Below are 17,629 nucleotides of genomic sequence, written 5' to 3'. Positions count from 1 at the left end.
ATGCGTCGTCCCGTGTTCGGGGCGATGTATACGAGTGTCCGTCGATGGGCGGAGCGGGTGGCCTCGTCAACGTGCCCTCGACAACCTCTCCAGTCGCTTGACCGCGAGCCTGTGATCCACGTACTTTCGGATCGATCGAGCCGAACGCGCCACGCTCTCGGAGGGCACCCCGCAACGAGCCGACAGCCCCGGGCCGGCCAACGCGTGATGCCGGTGTGGGATCTCCGAGGCGAACCGGCGATCCGCGTCCGAGCGGATCGACGTAGCCGAACGCATCCCGCTCTCGGAACCGCGCCCCGTCGCGAAGCCGACCGCGCCACGCCGCGCGGGGAGCGGCGTGGACGACAGCGAGGCGAACCGGCGATCCGCGTCCGAGCGGATCGACGTAGCCGAACGCATCCCGCTCTCGGAACCGCGCCCCGTCGCGAAGCCGACCGCGCCACGCCGCGCGGGGAGCGGCGTGGACGACGAGAGGGCGGGCCCGATGGGCCCGCCCTCTCGTCGCAGCAGCTCAGACCCCGACGTGGTTCCGGAATCGCGCGATCGCCGCGAACTCGTCGACCTGGAGGCTGGCACCTCCGACGAGTGCTCCGTCGACGTCGGGCTCGCGCATGAAGCCGGCGATGTTGCCGGACTTCACGGAGCCGCCGTAGAGGATGCGGGTCTTCGCGGCGGTGTCGGCGCCGAGGACGTCGGCGACGACTCCGCGGAGCGCCTTGCAGACCTGCTGGGCCTGCTCGGGCGTCGCGGCCTGTCCGGAGCCGATGGCCCAGACCGGCTCGTAGGCGACGACGAGGTCGGCGTCCGCTGGGAGGCCGGTGAGGGCCTCCTTCAGCTGGGCGACCGGCACGGCCGACGGGCCGTGCTTCTCGAGGTCCTCCGCGGTCTCGCCGACGCAGATGATCGGAGCGACGCCGTGATTGACGGCCGCAGCCGACTTGGCGGCGATGTCCGCGTCCGTCTCGCCGTGGAGCGTGCGACGCTCCGAGTGGCCGACGATCACGTAGTCGCAGTCGAGCTGCTTCAGGAACTGGCCCGAGATCTCGCCGGTGTAGGCGCCGCTGTCGAACTTCGAGACGTCCTGCGCGCCGTACTTGAGCGGCAGCTTGTCCGAGTCGACGAGGATCTGCACGGGCCGGAGGTCCGTGAAGGGCGGGAACACCGCGACCTCGACACCGTCGAAGTCGTGATCGGCGTCCTTGAGGCTCCACGCCAGCTTCTGCACGAAGGCGATGGCCTGGAGGTGGTCCAGGTTCATCTTCCAGTTGCCGGCGATGAGCGGGGTGCGGGCGGCGGTGTCTACCATCCGAGGACCTCCAGTCCGGGGAGGCGCTTGCCCTCGAGGAATTCGAGGCTCGCTCCGCCTCCCGTCGAGATGTGGCCGAACTGGTCGTCGCGGAACCCGAGGGCGCGGACGGCCGCGGCGGAGTCGCCTCCGCCGACGACGCTGAGACCGTCGACCTCGGTGAGCGCCTGCGCGACGGTCTTGGTGCCCGCCGCGAACGGCTCGAGCTCGAAGACGCCCATGGGGCCGTTCCAGAACACCGTCTCGGACGCCGCGATGATCTCGGCGAAGTGCGCGGCGGTGTCCGGTCCGATGTCCAGGCCGAGGCCCTTCTCACCGAAGGGCGTGCCCTCGATCGCGTCGGCCGAGGCGACCTGGTGCTCGGCGTCGGGGCCGAACTCCGACGCCACGACGACGTCCGTCGGCAGGACGATCTCCACGCCCAGCTCCTTCGCCTTCGCGAGGTAGCCGAGCACGGTGTCGACCTGGTCCGCCTCCAGCAGGCTGGCGCCGACCTCGTGGCCCTGGGCCTTGAGGAAGGTGAAGAGCATTCCGCCGCCGATGAGGATCGAGTCGACCTTCGGCAGCAGGTGCTCGATCACGCCGAGCTTGTCCGAGACCTTCGAGCCGCCGAGGACGACCGCGTAGGGGCGCTCGGGCTTCTCGGTGAGCCGCTCCAGCACCTCGAGCTCGGCCGCGATCAGCGTGCCGGCGGCGCTGGGGAGAAGCTCGGCGAGCTCGTAGACGCTCGCCTGCTTGCGGTGCACGACGCCGAACCCGTCGGAGACGAAGGCGTCACCGTAGGCGGCCAGCTTCTCGGCGAAGGTGCGGCGCTCGGCCTCGTCCTTGCTCGTCTCGCCGGCGTTGAACCGGAGGTTCTCGAGGACGACGACCTGGCCGTCCTCGAGGGCGTCGACGGCGGCCGAGGCCGCCTCCCCGACGGTGTCCTCGGCGAAGGCCACCGGAGCGTCGAGCAGCTCGCCGAGGCGGGCGGCGACGGGAGCGAGGCTGTACTTCGCCTCGGGCTTCCCCTCGGGGCGCCCGAGGTGGCTCACGACCACGACTCGGGCGCCCTCGGAGACCAGACGCTGGAGCGTGGGCACCGACGCGCGCACGCGGCCGTCGTCCGTGATCGTTCCGTCCTTCAGGGGGACGTTCAGATCGCAGCGGACGACGACGCGCTTGCCTGCGAGGGAGCCCAGTGAGTCCAGAGTGCGGAGCGTCACTGCGCGCAGCCCTTAGAGCTTGCCGGCGACGAACTCGGTGACGTCGACGAGGCGGTTGGAGTAGCCCCACTCGTTGTCGTACCAGGAGGCGACCTTGACCTGGCTGCCGATGACCTTCGTGAGGCCCGCGTCGAAGATCGACGAGTGCGGGTCGGTCACGATGTCGCTCGAGACGATCGGGTCCTCGGTGTACTTGAGGATGCCCTTGAGGTCTCCCTCGGAGGCCGCCTTGTACGCCGCGTTGATCTCCTCGACGGTGGCGGGCTTGGTCAGCTCGACGGTGAGGTCGGTGATCGAGCCGGTCGGGACCGGGACGCGGAGGGCGTAGCCGTCGAGCTTGCCGACGAGCTCCGGGATGACCAGGCCGAGCGCCTTGGCGGCACCGGTCGAGGTCGGGATGATGTTGACGGCGGCGGCGCGGGCGCGGCGCAGGTCGCTGTGCGGGCCGTCCTGGAGGTTCTGGTCGGCGGTGTACGCGTGGACCGTGGTCATCAGGCCGCGCTCGATGCCGAAGTTGTCGAGCAGCACCTTGGCGAGCGGCGCGAGGCAGTTCGTGGTGCAGGACGCGTTCGAGATGACGTCGTGCGTCGCGGGGTCGTAGGTGTTCTCGTTCACGCCGAGGACCAGGGTCGCGACGTCGCTGCCGGTGGCGGGAGCGGAGACGATGACCTTCTTGGCACCCGCGGTGATGTGCTTGCGCGCGTCCTCCGACTTGGTGAAGCGGCCGGTCGACTCGATGACGACGTCGACTCCCAGCTCGCCCCAGGGGAGGTTCGCGGGGTCGCGCTCCTCGAGGACGATGATCGGCTTGCCGTTGACGACGATGCGGTCGCCGTCGAGCTCGACGGTCGCGTCGAGGCGGCCCGTGATGGAGTCGTACTTCAGGAGGTGCGCGAGGGCCTTGTTGTCGGTGAGGTCGTTGACCGCGACGATCTCGAGGTCGCTGCCCTTGGCGAGGGCTGCACGGAAGAAGTTACGGCCGATACGGCCGAAGCCGTTGATGCCGATCTTGACGGACACAGATATCTCCTGGTGAGGAAAGGCACCTCGACGGTGCAGTGGAGGGGTGGAAGCCGACGACAGGGCGTCCCGGACGCGGGGCCCGGGACGCCGAGATCGCTACGACAGTAGCAGCAGGCCCGAAGTCTTCTCGCGGGCCTTCTCGAAGCGCGCGGAGACGTCGGCCCAGTTCACGATGTTCCAGAACGCCTTGACGTAGTCGGCCTTCACGTTGACGTAGTCGAGGTAGAAGGCGTGCTCCCACATGTCGAGGAGGAGGACCGGGACGGTCGCCGCGGCGAGGTTGCCCTGGTGGTCGTAGAGCTGCTCGATGATGAGCTTCTCGCCGAGCGAGTCCCAGGCGAGGATCGACCAGCCGGAGCCCTGGATGCCGAGGGCCGAGGCGGTGAAGTGGGCGCGGAACTTGTCGAACGACCCGAAGTTGTCGTCGATGGCCGCGGCGAGCTCGCCGACGGGCTTGTCGCCGCCGTCCGGCGAGAGGTTGTTCCAGAACACGGTGTGGTTCACGTGACCGGCGAGGTTGAAGGCGAGGTCCTTCTGGAGCTTGTTCACGTTCGCGAGGTTCTCGCTGTCGCGAGCCTCCTGCAGCGAGGCGAGGGCGGTGTTCGCCCCGGCCACGTACGTCGCGTGGTGCTTGTCGTGGTGGAGCTCCATGATCCGCCCACTGATGTTCGGCTCGAGGGCCGAGTAGTCGTAGGGCAGTTCGGCGAGCGTGTAGTCAGCCATGTGCGATCTCCTGTTCGTGGTCGTCGCTCCCGTGCGACCCGCCGGCGTCTCGGCGTCCTCCGCGAGGCGGAGGAGGAGGGCCGGGAGTGTCCTGAGCGACCCGATCAGTCTAGCGAGGGGGCCCCTCCGCGTTCGGAGGGCTTGCGTTGTTCGACCAGGAGACACTCAGCGTTCGCCGGGCGGGGCGCGCCGTGCGGCCGGGCCTACAGGTCCTGCAGCTCTGCCGGGAGGTTCGCGTCGGTGCCCGGGATGTCGAGGTCGGACGCGCGCTTGTCGGCCATCGCGAGGAGGCGGCGGATGCGGCCGGCGACGGCGTCCTTCGTCATCGGCGGATCGGCGTGGTGGCCGAGCTCGTCGAGGCTCGCGTCGCGGTGCGCGAGGCGCAGGCGCCCGGCGTAGCGGAGGTGCTCGGGGATGTCGTCGCCCAGGATCTCCATCGCGCGCTCGACGCGGGCGCACGCCGCGACGGCGGCCTGGGCGGAGCGGCGGAGGTTCGCGTCGTCGAAGTTGACGAGGCGGTTCGCGGTCGCCCGCACCTCGCGGCGCTGGCGCAGCTCCTCCCAGCTCGCGACGGTCGCGGTCGCGCCCATCAGGGTGAGCATCGCGCTGATGCTCTCGCCGTCGCGGATGACGACCCGGTGGACGCCGCGCACCTCGCGGGACTTGGCCTGGACTCCCAGGCGTCCGGCGGCTCCGACGATCGCCATGGCCGCCTCGTTGCCGGGGCAGATGATCTCGAGCGCCGCGGAGCGGCCCGGGTCGGTCAACGAGCCCTGGGCGAGGAAGGCGCCGCGCCACAGGGCGGCGAGCTCCTCGCGGGAGCCGGTCGTGAGGCGGTTGGGCAGGCCGCGGACGGGCCGGCCCCGCTGGTCGAGGAGGCCGGTCTGCCGGGCGAGGGTGTCCCCGCCCTCGACGACGCGCACCAGCCAGCTCGTGGTCCTCCGGGATCCGCCGGCCGAGACGATGCTGCCCTCGCTGCGGACGCCGTACAGCTCGGCGAGGTCGCGGCGCACGCGGGTCGCGAGCGGGGCGGAGTCGAGCTCGACCTCGACCGCGAGGCGGTTGGAGATGATGTGCAGTCCTCCGGAGAAGCGGAGGATGGTCGCCAGTTCGGCGGCACGGACGGTGTTCTTGCGCGAGACGATCGCGACCAGTTCGCCCTTGACGTCTGCGGTGAGGGCCACGGAGTCTTCCTTACGTCGGGTGCGCGGCTGAGCGCGCGGGGATCATTCTCGGCCGAGGTCGCGGTGCGCCACGTTGACGGCGACGCCCGGCAGCTCGGCCAGACGGGCCGCGACACGGCCCGCGACCGCGACGGAGCGGTGCTTGCCTCCCGTGCAGCCGATCGCGATGGTCGCGTGGCGCTTGTTCTCGCGCTGGTAGCCGTCGAGCACGGGCCGCAGGGCCCGGGAGTAGGAGTCGATGAACTCCTCGGCGCCCTGCTGGGCCAGCACGTAGTCTCTCACCTCTTCGTCGAGACCCGTGTGCGGACGCAGCTCCGGGATCCAGTACGGGTTCGGCAGGAACCGCGCGTCGGCCACCATGTCGGCGTCCGTCGGCAGCCCGTACTTGAAGCCGAAGCTCATCACCGTGACCTGGAGGCCCGCGCGGCCGGCCTCGGCGAAGCGCTCGGTGATGCTGGTGGCCAGCTGGTGGATGTTGAGGTCCGAGGTGTCGATGACGATGTCGGCCGACTCCCGCAGCTGAGCGAGGCGCGTCCGCTCGGCGGAGATGCCGTCGAGGAGGGTCCCCCGGCCCTGCAGCGGGTGCGGACGGCGCACCTGCTCGAAGCGGCGGACGAGCGCGGCGTCGGTGGCCTCGAGGAACACCACTCGGAGGTCGACCCCGGCGCGCAGCTCGCGGACGATGTCGCCGAGGTCCTCGAAGAAGTCGCGTCCGCGGACGTCGACGACCGCCGCGATCTTCGGCAGCGTGTCCCCTGCACGCTGCGCCAGGTCGACCAGCGGGCGCAGCATCTGCGGCGGCAGGTTGTCGACGACGTACCAGCCGAGGTCCTCCAGCGCGTTCGCGGCCGTGGACCGGCCCGCTCCGGACATCCCCGTGACGATCAGCACGTCCTGCTGCTCGCTCTCCGTGCTCATGCGCTCTCCGTGCTCGTGTCTGCTCGTGTCCTCGGTGCCGGGCACCGGCCGCTCTCCCCCGGAGCGCGGGCCTCCAGCCTAGGGCGTGCCCCCGACGGCGGACCCGTCCGGATGCAGGTGCGCGTGGATCGCGCCCGCCAGCGTCGGGCCGATGCCCTTGACCTCGGCGATCTCGGCCTCGCCCGCCTCGCGGAGCCGGGCGACGGATCCGAAGTGCTTCAGCAGGTCGCGGACTCGCGTGCCTCCGAGCCCGGGCACCTCGGCCAGCTGCGACGAGATGTCGCGCTTGCGACGCGTCCTCTGGTGGGTGATCGCGAAGCGGTGCGCCTCGTCGCGGATGCGCTGGAAGAGGAAGAGCGCATCGCTGTTGCGCGGCAGGATGACGGGGAAGTCGGAGTCCGGCAGCCAGATCTCCTCGAGGCGCTTGGCGATCCCGCAGAGGGTGATGCCGGTCACCCCGGACTCGTCGAGCGCGCGCTGCGCGGCTGCGACCTGCGGCTGGCCGCCGTCGACGATCAGCAGCTGCGGGGGGTACGAGAACTTGCGCCGCTTGGCCTCGCCGGTCTCGGGGTCGACCGCCGCGGGCTCGACCGGCTCGCGGAGGTAGGCGAGGCGGCGGGTGAGCACCTGGTGCAGCGACTCGGTGTCGTCCGTCGACTCCGCGATGGAGAACCGCCGGTACTGGTCCTTCCGCGCGAGCCCGTCCTCGAAGACCACCATCGAGGCGACGATGTTGGTGCCGCTGAGGTGGGAGACGTCGTAGCACTCCATGCGGAGCGGCGCCTCGCTCATGCCGAGGGCGTCGCGGATGTCCTCCAGGGCCTGCGTCCGAGCGGTGAAGTCGGCGGAGCGGCGGGTCTTGTAGAGCATCAGCGAGTGCTTCGCGTTCTGCGTCGCCGTCTCGAGGAGGGCGGCCTTGTCTCCGCGCTGGGCCGCTCGGAGGCGCACGTTCGTGCCGCGCAGTCCGCTCAGCCACTCCTCGAGCGCCTCGGTGTCCTCGGGCAGCTCCGGCACGACGACCTCCCGGGGCGGGACGTCGCCGGTCTCGTAGGCGGCCTGGAGTGCCGTGTCGACGAGCTCCGCCGTGCTCATGTCGAGCTCCTTGTCGACGACCCAGCCCCGCTCGCCGCGGATGCGCCCGCCGCGGACCCGGAACTGCTGCACGGAGGCGGCGAGCTCGTCGTGGACGATCGCGTAGAGGTCGACGTCCACGTTGTCCTTGAGCACGACCGCGCTCTTGGCGAGGACCGCGTCGAGGGCGGCGGCCTGATCGCGCAGCTTGCCGGCGCGCTCGTACTCCATCGCCGCCGCGGCCTCGCGCATCTCCTTCTCGAGCTCGCCGATCATCCGGCGGTCGTGGCTGCCCATGAAGGCGACGAAGCGGTCGACCATCTCGCGGTGCTCGGCGAAGGTGACGCGGTGGGAGCAGGGCCCGCCGCAGCGGCCGATCTGCGACGCGAAGCAGGGCTTGCCGCTCTGCATGGCGCGCTTGTAGTTGGAGTCGTTGCAGGTCCTGATCGGGAACGCCTTGATCATCAGGTCGATCGTCTCGTGGATCGCCCAGATCTTGGGGTAGGGCCCGAAGTAGCGGGCCTTCCTGATCTTGGCGTTCCGCGTGACCATCACCCGCGGGGCCTCGTCGCCGAGCGTCACCGCCATGTAGGGGTAGGACTTGTCGTCGCGGAACTTGACGTTGAAGGGTGGATCGAACTCGTTGATCCAGGTGAACTCGAGCTGCAGGGCCTCGACGTCGGTGCCGACGACGGTCCACTCGACGCCGGAGGCCGAGGTGACCATCCGCCGGGTGCGCTCGTGCAGGCTCGGCAGCGGGGCGAAGTAGTTGCTCAGCCGCGCGCGGAGGTTCTTGGCCTTGCCCACGTAGAGCACCCGCCCTCGGGCGTCCGTGAAGCGGTACACGCCCGGGAGGGTCGGGATCTCACCCGGCTTCGGCCGGAAGTCGACTGTCTGCGCCATGCCTCTCGCTCGCGTCAGCCGAGGATCTCGGCGAGGAACATGCCGGTGTGGCTGCCCTCGACCTTCGCCACGTGCTCGGGGGTGCCCACCGCGACCACCTGTCCGCCGCCGGCGCCGCCCTCGGGACCCATGTCGATCAGCCAGTCGGCGGACTTGATGACGTCGAGGTTGTGCTCGATGGTGATCACCGTGTTGCCCTTGTCGACCAGGCCGTTGAGGACGAGGAGGAGCTTGCGGACGTCCTCGAAGTGCAGGCCCGTCGTCGGCTCGTCGAGCACGTAGACGCTGCGGCCGTTGGAGCGGCGCTGGAGCTCGGTGGCCAGCTTGACGCGCTGCGCCTCGCCGCCGGAGAGCGTGGTCGCGCTCTGGCCGAGGCGGACGTAGCCGAGGCCCACCTCCACCAGCGTGCGGAGGAAGCGGTGGATCGCCGTGATCGGCTCGAAGAAGTCGGCCGCCTCGGCGATCGGCATGTCGAGCACCTCGGCGATGTTCTTGCCCTTGTAGTGCACGGTCAGTGTGTCGCGGTTGTAGCGCGCTCCCCCGCAGACCTCGCACGCCACGTAGACGTCGGGCAGGAAGTTCATCTCGATCTTGATGGTGCCGTCGCCCGAGCAGGCCTCGCAGCGGCCGCCCTTGACGTTGAAGCTGAAGCGTCCGGGCAGGTACCCCCGCGCCTTCGCCTCGGTGGTCTCGGCGAAGAGGTTGCGGATGCGGTCGAACACGCCCGTGTAGGTGGCGGGGTTCGAGCGCGGCGTGCGGCCGATCGGGTTCTGGTCGACGTGCACGACCTTGTCGAGGTTCTCGAGGCCGGTGACGCGCGTGTGCTTGCCCGGCACCTTGCGGGCGCCGTTGAGCTGGTTGGCGAGCACGCGGTAGAGGATGTCGTTGACGAGGGTGCTCTTGCCGGAGCCGGAGACCCCGGTGACCGCGACGAACGTGCCGAGCGGGAACTCCGCGTCGACCTTGCGGAGGTTGTTGGCGTTCGCCCCGACGACCTTGATCATCCGCTTGCGGTCGATCTTCCGCCGCTTCTTCGGGACCTCGATCGCCTTGCGGCCCGAGACGTAGTCGCCGGTCAGCGAGTGGGTGTTCTCGAGCAGCGACTCGTAGGAGCCGGAGTGCACGACCTTGCCGCCGTTGACCCCGGCGCCCGGGCCGATGTCGACGATCCAGTCGGCGGTGCGGATGGTGTCCTCGTCGTGCTCGACCACGATCAGCGTGTTGCCCAGGTCGCGCAGCTTGATGAGGGTGTCGATCAGGCGGCGGTTGTCGCGCTGGTGCAGGCCGATGCTCGGCTCGTCGAGCACGTAGAGCACGCCGGTCAGCCCGGAGCCGATCTGGGTCGCCAGGCGGATGCGCTGCGCCTCGCCGCCCGACAGGGAGGCGGCGGCGCGCGAGAGGTTGAGGTAGTTGAGCCCGACCTCGATGAGGAAGTCGATGCGCGCGCGGATCTCGCGCAGCACCTGCGCGGCGATGTGCGCCTCGCGGTCGGTCAGCTCGAGCCGGCTCATGAAGTCCTGGGCGTCGCCGAGGCTGAGGTCGGCCACGTCCGCGATGCTCGCCCCGTGCACGAGCACGGCGAGCACCTCCGGCTTCAGGCGGGAGCCCTTGCACACGGGGCAGGGCACCTCGCGGAGGAACTCGGACCAGCGGGTGCGCTGGACGTCGGTCTCGGCCTGGACGAACTGGCGCTCGATGTAGGGCACGACGCCCTCGAAGCCCGAGGTGTAGCTCATCTCGCGGCCGTAGCGGTTCTTCCACTTGACCTTGACCTCGAAGTTGTCGCCGTGGAGGACGGCCTGCTGCACCTCGGTGCTGAGGCGCTTCCACGGGGTGGTGAGCGTGAAGCCGAGGTCGCGGGAGAGGCCGTCGAGCAGCTTCTCGTAGTACTGGAACAGGCCCTTGCCCTGGGTGGTCCAGGGGATGATGACGCCCTCGGCGATGCTCAGGTCGGGGTCGCCGAGCAGCAGCTCGTCGTCGACCGACATGCGCGTGCCGAGGCCCGAGCACTCCGGGCAGGCGCCGAAGGGCGCGTTGAAGGAGAAGGTCCGCGGCTCGATCTCGGTCAGCGAGATCGGGTGGTTGTTGGGGCAGGACAGCTTCTCGGAGTAGGTGGTCCAGGCGCCGTCGCCCTCGCCGTCGACGTAGTTGATCTGCACGATGCCGTCGGTGAGCCGCAGGGCCGTCTCGAGCGAGTCGGTGAGGCGCCCGAGGATGTCGGGGCCGGCCACGAGCCGGTCGACCACGACGGAGATGTCGTGCTTGTACTGCTTCTTGAGCACCGGCGGCTCGCTCAGCTGGACGAGCTTCCCGTCCACCATGGCGCGGGAGTAGCCGCCCGCGGTCAGCTCCTTGAAGAGGTCGACGAACTCGCCCTTCTTCTGGGAGACGACGGGGCTGAGGATCTGGTAGCGGGTACCGGTCTCGAGCTCCATCAGCTGGTCGGCGATCTGCTGCACGGTCTGCGCGGAGATCCGCTCGCTGCAGATGGGGCAGTGCGGGACGCCGATGCGCGCCCACAGCAAACGCATGTAGTCGAAGATCTCGGTGATCGTGCCGACGGTCGAGCGCGGGTTGCGGTTCGTCGACTTCTGGTCGATCGAGACCGCGGGGCTGAGGCCCTCGATGAAGTCGACGTCCGGCCGGTCCACCTGCCCGAGGAACTGGCGGGCGTACGCGGAGAGGGACTCGACGTAGCGCCGCTGGCCCTCCGCGAAGATCGTGTCGAAGGCCAGGGAGGACTTGCCCGAGCCCGAGAGACCGGTGAACACCACCATCGAGTCGCGCGGGATCTCGAGGTCGACGTTCTGCAGGTTGTGCACCCGCGCGCCGCTCACCACCAGCTTCGAGGACGACTCGTCGAGCGAGGAGACGAAGCGGTGGAAGGAGGGAGAGGGGGTGGAGGAGGGGTCCGTAACGGCGTTCAGGATCGACACTCGGAAAGTGTATGCGGAGCCACCGACATCGCCCGTGGCGTTCGCTGGGCGCTGATCCGCGGGCCCCTCCCCTTGCGGATCAGCGCCCCCGATCAGGACAGGTGCCCGGCCTTCTCCATCTGGCGGAGCTCGCGCTTGAGCTCCTGGACCTCGTCCCGCAGCCGGGCCGCGAGCTCGAACTTGAGCTCGCCCGCCGCCTGGAGCATCTGCCCGTTGAGGTCGGAGATGATCGCCTCGAGGTCGTTGCCGCCGTTCGCGGCGAGACCCTGACGGCGCAGGTTCGGCGTCGGGCTCTTCTTCTTGGCATCGCGCCCGGCGAGCAGCTTGGCGGTGTCGGCCCCCTCGCGGGCGAGGGCGTCGGTGATGTCGGCGATCTTCTTCCGCAGCGGTGTCGGGTCGATGCCGTGGTCGAGGTTGTAGGCGACCTGCTTCTCGCGTCGGCGGTCGGTCTCGTCGATCGCGAGCCGCATCGAGTCCGTCACCTTGTCGGCGTACATGTGGACCTCGCCCGAGACGTTGCGCGCCGCACGGCCGATCGTCTGGATGAGCGACGTGGACGAGCGGAGGAAGCCCTCCTTGTCGGCGTCGAGGATCGCCACGAGCGAGACCTCGGGCAGGTCGAGCCCCTCGCGCAGCAGGTTGATGCCGACCAGGACGTCGTAGACGCCCGCCCGCAGCTCCGAGAGGAGCTCGACGCGGCGCAGGGTGTCGACGTCGGAGTGCAGGTAGCGGACGCGGACGCCCGCCTCCGTGAGGAAGTCGGTGAGCTCCTCGGCCATGCGCTTCGTCAGCGTCGTGACGAGCACGCGCTCGTCGCGCTCGGTGCGGCGCTTGATCTCCTCGAGCAGGTCGTCGATCTGGCCCTTCGTCGGCTTGACGACGATCTCGGGGTCGATCAGGCCGGTCGGGCGGATGATCTGCTCGACGATGCCGTCGGCGATGCCCATCTCGTAGCGGCCCGGGGTCGCCGAGAGGTAGACGGTCTGACCGACGCGCGACTTGAACTCCTCCCACTTCAGGGGCCGGTTGTCCATCGCCGAGGGCAGGCGGAAGCCGTGCTCGACCAGCGTGCGCTTGCGGGACGCGTCGCCCTCGTACATCGCACCGATCTGCGGCACCGTCACGTGCGACTCGTCGATCACGACGAGGAAGTCGTCCGGGAAGTAGTCGAGCAGGCAGTGCGGGGCCTCGCCCGACTCGCGGCCGTCGATGTGGCGGGAGTAGTTCTCGATGCCGGAGCAGAATCCGATCTGCTGCATCATCTCGAGATCGAAGGTCGTGCGCATCCGCAGGCGCTGCGCCTCGAGGAGCTTGTTCTGCTTCTCGAGGTCGGCCAGGCGCACCTCGAGCTCCTGCTGGATGGTGTCGATCGCACGGTGCATGACGTCCTGGCTGGCGACGTAGTGCGAGCCGGGGAAGACCGACACGGAGTCGAGCTTCCGGACGATGTCGCCGGTGAGCGGGTGGAGCGTGTAGAGCGCCTCGATCTCGTCGCCGAACATCTCGATCCGGATCGCGAGCTCCTCGTACATCGGGATGATCTCGATCGTGTCGCCCCGCACCCGGAAGGTGCCGCGGGCGAAGTCGACGTCGTTGCGCGCGTACTGCATCGACACGAACTTGCGGATGAGGCGGTCCCGGTCGACCCGCTGGCCGACCTGGAGCGCCACCATCGCCTCGAGGTACTGCTCGGGCTGGCCGAGGCCGTAGATGCACGAGACGGTCGACACCACGATCACGTCGCGGCGGCTCAGGAGCGAGTTCGTGGTGGAGTGGCGCAGCCGCTCGACCTCGGCGTTGACCGAGCTGTCCTTCTCGATGAAGGTGTCGGTCTGCGGGACGTAGGCCTCGGGCTGGTAGTAGTCGTAGTACGAGACGAAGTACTCGACGGCGTTGTTGGGGAACAGCTCGCGGAACTCGTTGGCGAGCTGCGCGGCGAGGGTCTTGTTGTGCGCGAGCACGAGCGTGGGGCGCTGCACGGCCTCGACGAGCCAGGCCGTGGTCGCGGACTTGCCGGTTCCGGTGGCGCCCAGCAGGACGACATCGGTCTCGCCGGCGTTGATGCGGGCGCTCAGATCGGCGATCGCGCCGGGCTGGTCACCGCTCGGCTTGTACTCGCTGATGACCTCGAACGGGTGCACGGCACGGGTTGGCTCCATGGTTCGAAGCGTAGCCGCGACCACCGACACCGGACGGCGCGTGCGCTGGCGGCGAACGGGGGTGCGCTCCCCGACCGGGCCGCTCGGGCACGAGGGCGGGTGTCCGGGAGGGACCGTCAGTGGGCGAGCCGCTCCCACAGCGCGTCGGTCCGAGCGAGCGTCTCCTCCAGCGTGCCGGAGGAGTCGATCACGACGTCGGCGAGGGCGAGGCGCTCCTCGTCGCTCGCCTGCGACGAGACCCGCGCACGTGCCTCCTCCTCGGTCAGTCCCCGGAGGGCGACGAGACGCTCGATGCGGAGGTGCTGGGGCGCGTGCACGACGACCACCTCGTCGAACTCCCCCGCTCCGCGGCCCTCGGCGAGGAGGGGGACGTCGTAGACGACCACCGCTGCCGGGTCCGCCGCCGCGGCCTCCGCGAACAGCCGCTGCGAGCGGAGCGTCACCGCCGGATGGGTGATCGCATTGAGGTCGGCGCGGGCCGCCGCGTCCGAGAAGACGATCGCGCCGAGCGCCGGGCGGTCGAGCGCGCCGTCCGCGCCGATCACGGACGGGCCGAAGCGCTCGGCGATCGCCGCCAGCGCCGGCTCCCCACGCTCGACGACCTCGCGCGCGAGGACGTCGGCGTCGACCACCACCGCTCCGTGCTCGGCGAGACGGCGGGCGACGGTGGACTTGCCCGAGGCGATGCCTCCGGTGAGGGCGACGAGATGCACCCGGCCACCCTACCCAGCGCCGTCGCCCGGAACGCCGAACGGCCGGCCCCCGAGGGGACCGGCCGTTCGATGCGATGTGCTCGCGATCAGTTGTTCGAGGACAGCTTCTCGCGGAGCGCGGCGAGCGACTCGTCGTCGGCGAGGGTGCCGCCGGTGGTCGACTCGCTGGTGAAGCCGGCGCCGACCGAGACGCCCTCGGAGACGGTGGCCGCCTCCTCCTGCGACTTCGCCACCTGGGCCTTGTGGGCCTCCCAGCGCGCCTGAGCAGCGGCGTACTCCTGCTCCCAGGCCTCGCGCTGCGACTCGAAGCCCTCGCGCCACTCGTTGGTCTCGGGGTCGAAGCCCTCGGGGTACTTGTAGTTCCCCTGGTCGTCGTACTCCGTGGCCATGCCGTAGAGCGCCGGGTCGAACTCGGTGCCCTCGGGGTCGACGTTCTCGTTCGCCTGCTTGAGCGAGAGGGAGATGCGGCGACGGTCGAGGTCGATGTCGATGACCTTGACGAACACCTCTTCGCCGACCGACACGACCTGCTCGGCGAGCTCGACGTGCTTGCCCGACAGCTCGGAGATGTGGACGAGGCCCTCGATGCCGTCCGCGACGCGGACGAAGGCACCGAACGGGACCAGCTTCGTGACCTTGCCCGGCGCGACCTGTCCGATCGCGTGGGTGCGGGCGAAGACCTGCCACGGGTCCTCCTGGGTCGCCTTGAGCGAGAGCGACACGCGCTCGCGGTCGAGGTCGACCTCGAGGATCTCGACGGTGACCTCCTGGCCCACCTCGACGACCTCGGAGGCGTGCTCGATGTGCTTCCAGGAGAGCTCGGAGACGTGGACGAGACCGTCGACGCCGCCGAGGTCGACGAACGCACCGAAGTTGACGATCGACGACACGACGCCCTTGCGGACCTGACCCTTGTGCAGGTTGTTCAGGAACGTGGTGCGGCTCTCGGACTGGGTCTGCTCGAGGAGCGCGCGACGCGACAGGACCACGTTGTTGCGGTTCTTGTCGAGCTCGAGGATCTTCGCCTCGATCTCCTGGCCGAGGTACGGCGTGAGGTCGCGGACGCGGCGCAGCTCGATGAGCGAGGCCGGGAGGAAGCCGCGGAGGCCGATGTCGACGATGAGACCGCCCTTGACGACCTCGATGACCGAGCCGGTGACGACGCCGTCCGACTCCTTGATCTTCTCGACGTCGCCCCACGCGCGCTCGTACTGCGCACGCTTCTTGGACAGGATCAGGCGACCCTCCTTGTCCTCCTTCTGGAGGACGAGGGCCTCGACGCTGTCGCCCACGTTGACGACCTCGGAGGGGTCGACGTCGTGCTTGATGGAGAGCTCGCGCGAGGGGATGACGCCCTCGGTCTTGTAGCCGACGTCGAGGAGGACCTCGTCGCGGTCGATCTTCACGACGGTGCCTTCGATGAGGTCTCCGTCGTTGAAGAACTTCAGAGTCTTTTCGACCGCGGCAAGAAAGTCTTCAGCAGACCCGATGTCGTTGATCGCGACCTGCTTGGTTGCCTTGTCGGTCGTTGCGGTTGTCATTAAGGGATGCTCCAGGATGGATGGGTCTCGGGCGGCGGCCGCCTGCGGGCCTCGCGGCTCGGCGGAGTGGTGACCACTGCGGTGGTGAGGGATGTGCCTCCGGCCCGGGAGCCGCGCTCGGCCGGCCGGAGGACCGGCCTTCCTCGCGCGCCGCGGGCACGGCGGCGCCACAGATGTGACACCCCAGCTTAGACGCCCCGGGAGGCGCACGGCAATCTCGCCGCGCCCGTCCAGGCGCGGGTTCCGGAGTCAGCCGGCGAGGGAGGAGCGGAGGGTGTCGAGACCGACGCCGCCGAGGTCGAGCGCCCTCCGGTGGAAGGCCGCGAGCGAGAACGCGGCGCCCTCGCGCACCTCCGCCTCGTCGCGCAGCTGCTCCCAGATCCGCTGCCCGATCTTGTAGGACGGAGCCTGCCCCGGCCACCCGAGGTACCGGTTCACCTCGAAGCGCACGAACGCGTCGTCCATGTTCACGTTGGCCCGCATGAAGTCGAGGGCCGACTCGGCGGTCCAGACGGTGCCGGAGCCCGGCATCGGCTTCTGGAGGTGCACGCCGATGTCCAGCACGACGCGCGCCGCGCGCATCCGCTGGCCGTCGAGCATGCCCAGGCGGTCGGCCGGGTCGTCGAGGTAGCCGAAGCGCTCCATCAGCCGCTCCGCGTAGAGCGCCCAGCCCTCGGCGTGGCCGGAGGTCCCGGCGAGCTGACGGCGCCAGGTGTTGAGGCGGGCGCGGTTGTGGACGGCCTGGCCGATCTGCAGGTGATGGCCCGGGACGCCCTCGTGGTAGACCGTGGTCAGCTCCCGCCAGGTGGCGAACTCGGTGACTCCGGCCGGAACCGACCACCACATCCGCCCCGGGCGCGAGAAGTCGTCGCTCGGACCGGTGTAGTAGATGCCGCCCTCCTGGGTCGGCGCGATCCTGCACTCGAGGCGGCGCACCTCCTCCGGGATGTCGAAGGCGGTGCCGGCGAGCTCGCGGACGGAGCGGTCGCTGGTCTCCTGCATCCACGCCTGCAGAGCGTCGACGCCGTGCAGAGTGCGGGCCGGGTCCGCCTCGAGGTGGGCGATCGCCTCGGCGACGGAGGCGCCGGGCAGGATCTCGCGCGCGATCGCCTCCTGCTCGGACGTCATGCGGGCCAGCTCCTCGATCCCCCACTCGTAGGTCTCGTCGAGGTCGACGACAGCGCCGAGGAAGCGGCGGGAGTGCAGCGCGTACAGCTCCCGGCCGACGGCGTCCTGCTCGGTCGCGGCGGGGGCGAGCTCGCCCCGGAGGAACTGCGCGAGCGACCCGTAGGCGGCCGAGGCACGGCGGGCGCCGTCCTCCAACCGCTGGGCGAGCGACGCGGGCAGGGATCCGGCGGCGGGAGCGGCCTCCGCGGCCAGCTCGGCGAAGAACCCGCGGGGAGCGGCGATCTTCCGCGCCTGCTCGGCGACGAGCTCGACCTGGCGGCGGGCGGGGACCACGCCGGTGCGGATCCCCTCGCGCAGGGTCTCCGCGTAGCCCTCGAGGGCGGCCGGCACGGCCAGCAGCCGCTCGGCGACCGCCTCCCAGTCGGCGACCTCGTCCGTCGGCATCAGGTCGAAGACGTCGCGCAGCTCCTGCGCCGGGGACGCGATCACGTTGAGGTCCCGCAGCGGCAGACCGGCGTCGTGCCCTTCCAGGGAGAGCCGGAGCTCGGCGCCGAGGTCGGCGACCGTGACGCGGTCGACGTCGTCCACGGGGTCGGCTGCCTCGAGCTCGGCGAGGGCCGAGGCGGTCGCCGCCCGGGCGCGCTCGAGACCGGCCGGCGAGTAGTCGCCCAGGCGGCCGTTCGCGCCGCTGCGTCCGATCGCGGTGCCGAGGGTGGGGTCGAGGTCGACGAGCGTGTCGACCCAGCGCTCGGCGACGGCGTCGACGGCGGTGGGCTCGCGGGGGGTGTCGGTGCTCATGCCTCCGAGCCTAGCCAGGCC

Annotated in this window: 12 protein-coding genes; all 12 read right to left on the bottom strand. The window is 70.2% G+C overall.

Translation table 11 applies throughout. The annotated features are described in order from the left end of the window. Positions 1-511 precede the first annotated feature (511 nt). Entirely contained in the window at positions 512-1,306 is a 795-nt protein-coding gene (tpiA, locus tag GSU40_RS07590; RefSeq protein ID WP_104221913.1) for a triose-phosphate isomerase, read from the bottom strand. Further along, a complete protein-coding gene (locus GSU40_RS07585; protein ID WP_104263177.1) occupies positions 1,300-2,511 on the bottom strand; it encodes a phosphoglycerate kinase in 1,212 nt (403 codons plus the stop codon). The genes tpiA and GSU40_RS07585 overlap by 7 nt, the downstream gene beginning before the upstream one ends. Before the next feature lie 12 nt (positions 2,512-2,523). Beyond that, positions 2,524-3,531, bottom strand: coding sequence for a type I glyceraldehyde-3-phosphate dehydrogenase (gene gap, locus GSU40_RS07580; RefSeq protein ID WP_160034298.1), 1,008 nt, complete (start codon positions 3,529-3,531; stop codon positions 2,524-2,526). A gap of 99 nt (positions 3,532-3,630) precedes the next feature. Further along, a complete protein-coding gene (locus tag GSU40_RS07575) occupies positions 3,631-4,257 on the bottom strand; it encodes a superoxide dismutase (protein WP_104221907.1) in 627 nt (208 codons plus the stop codon). Between the two features lie 203 nt (positions 4,258-4,460). After that, entirely contained in the window at positions 4,461-5,441 is a 981-nt protein-coding gene (gene whiA, locus GSU40_RS07570; RefSeq protein ID WP_104221905.1) for a DNA-binding protein WhiA, read from the bottom strand. 42 nt (positions 5,442-5,483) lie between these two features. Beyond that, complete coding sequence (rapZ, locus tag GSU40_RS07565) at positions 5,484-6,359, bottom strand: RNase adapter RapZ (protein ID WP_097166020.1); 876 nt, start codon at positions 6,357-6,359, stop codon at positions 5,484-5,486. 78 nt (positions 6,360-6,437) lie between these two features. Then, positions 6,438-8,333 (bottom strand): excinuclease ABC subunit UvrC, encoded by a 1,896-nt coding sequence (uvrC, locus tag GSU40_RS07560; RefSeq protein WP_104268633.1) that lies wholly within the window; start codon positions 8,331-8,333, stop codon positions 6,438-6,440. A 14-nt stretch (positions 8,334-8,347) separates the two neighbouring features. Then, complete coding sequence (gene uvrA / locus GSU40_RS07555; protein ID WP_244229661.1) at positions 8,348-11,173, bottom strand: excinuclease ABC subunit UvrA; 2,826 nt, start codon at positions 11,171-11,173, stop codon at positions 8,348-8,350. 188 nt (positions 11,174-11,361) lie between these two features. Next, the gene (gene uvrB, locus GSU40_RS07550) at positions 11,362-13,428 is read right to left on the bottom strand and encodes an excinuclease ABC subunit UvrB (RefSeq protein WP_104221901.1); all 2,067 of its coding nucleotides are present in this window, start codon (positions 13,426-13,428) and stop codon (positions 11,362-11,364) included. Positions 13,429-13,544: 116 nt separating this feature from the next. Continuing rightward, positions 13,545-14,141, bottom strand: coding sequence for a dephospho-CoA kinase (gene coaE / locus GSU40_RS07545; protein WP_160034296.1), 597 nt, complete (start codon positions 14,139-14,141; stop codon positions 13,545-13,547). Positions 14,142-14,227: 86 nt separating this feature from the next. Continuing rightward, entirely contained in the window at positions 14,228-15,682 is a 1,455-nt protein-coding gene (gene rpsA, locus GSU40_RS07540; RefSeq protein ID WP_104221897.1) for a 30S ribosomal protein S1, read from the bottom strand. A 249-nt stretch (positions 15,683-15,931) separates the two neighbouring features. Next, a complete protein-coding gene (locus GSU40_RS07535) occupies positions 15,932-17,608 on the bottom strand; it encodes a DUF885 domain-containing protein (RefSeq protein ID WP_160034294.1) in 1,677 nt (558 codons plus the stop codon). Between the last annotated feature and the right edge of the window lie 21 nt (positions 17,609-17,629).

The sequence above is a fragment of the Rathayibacter sp. VKM Ac-2805 genome (assembly GCF_009834265.1).
Taxonomy (GTDB): Bacteria; Actinomycetota; Actinomycetes; order Actinomycetales; family Microbacteriaceae; genus Rathayibacter.
The sequence above is the reverse complement of the archived record's forward strand: the minus strand, read 5'-3'. Positions and strand labels throughout refer to the sequence as shown.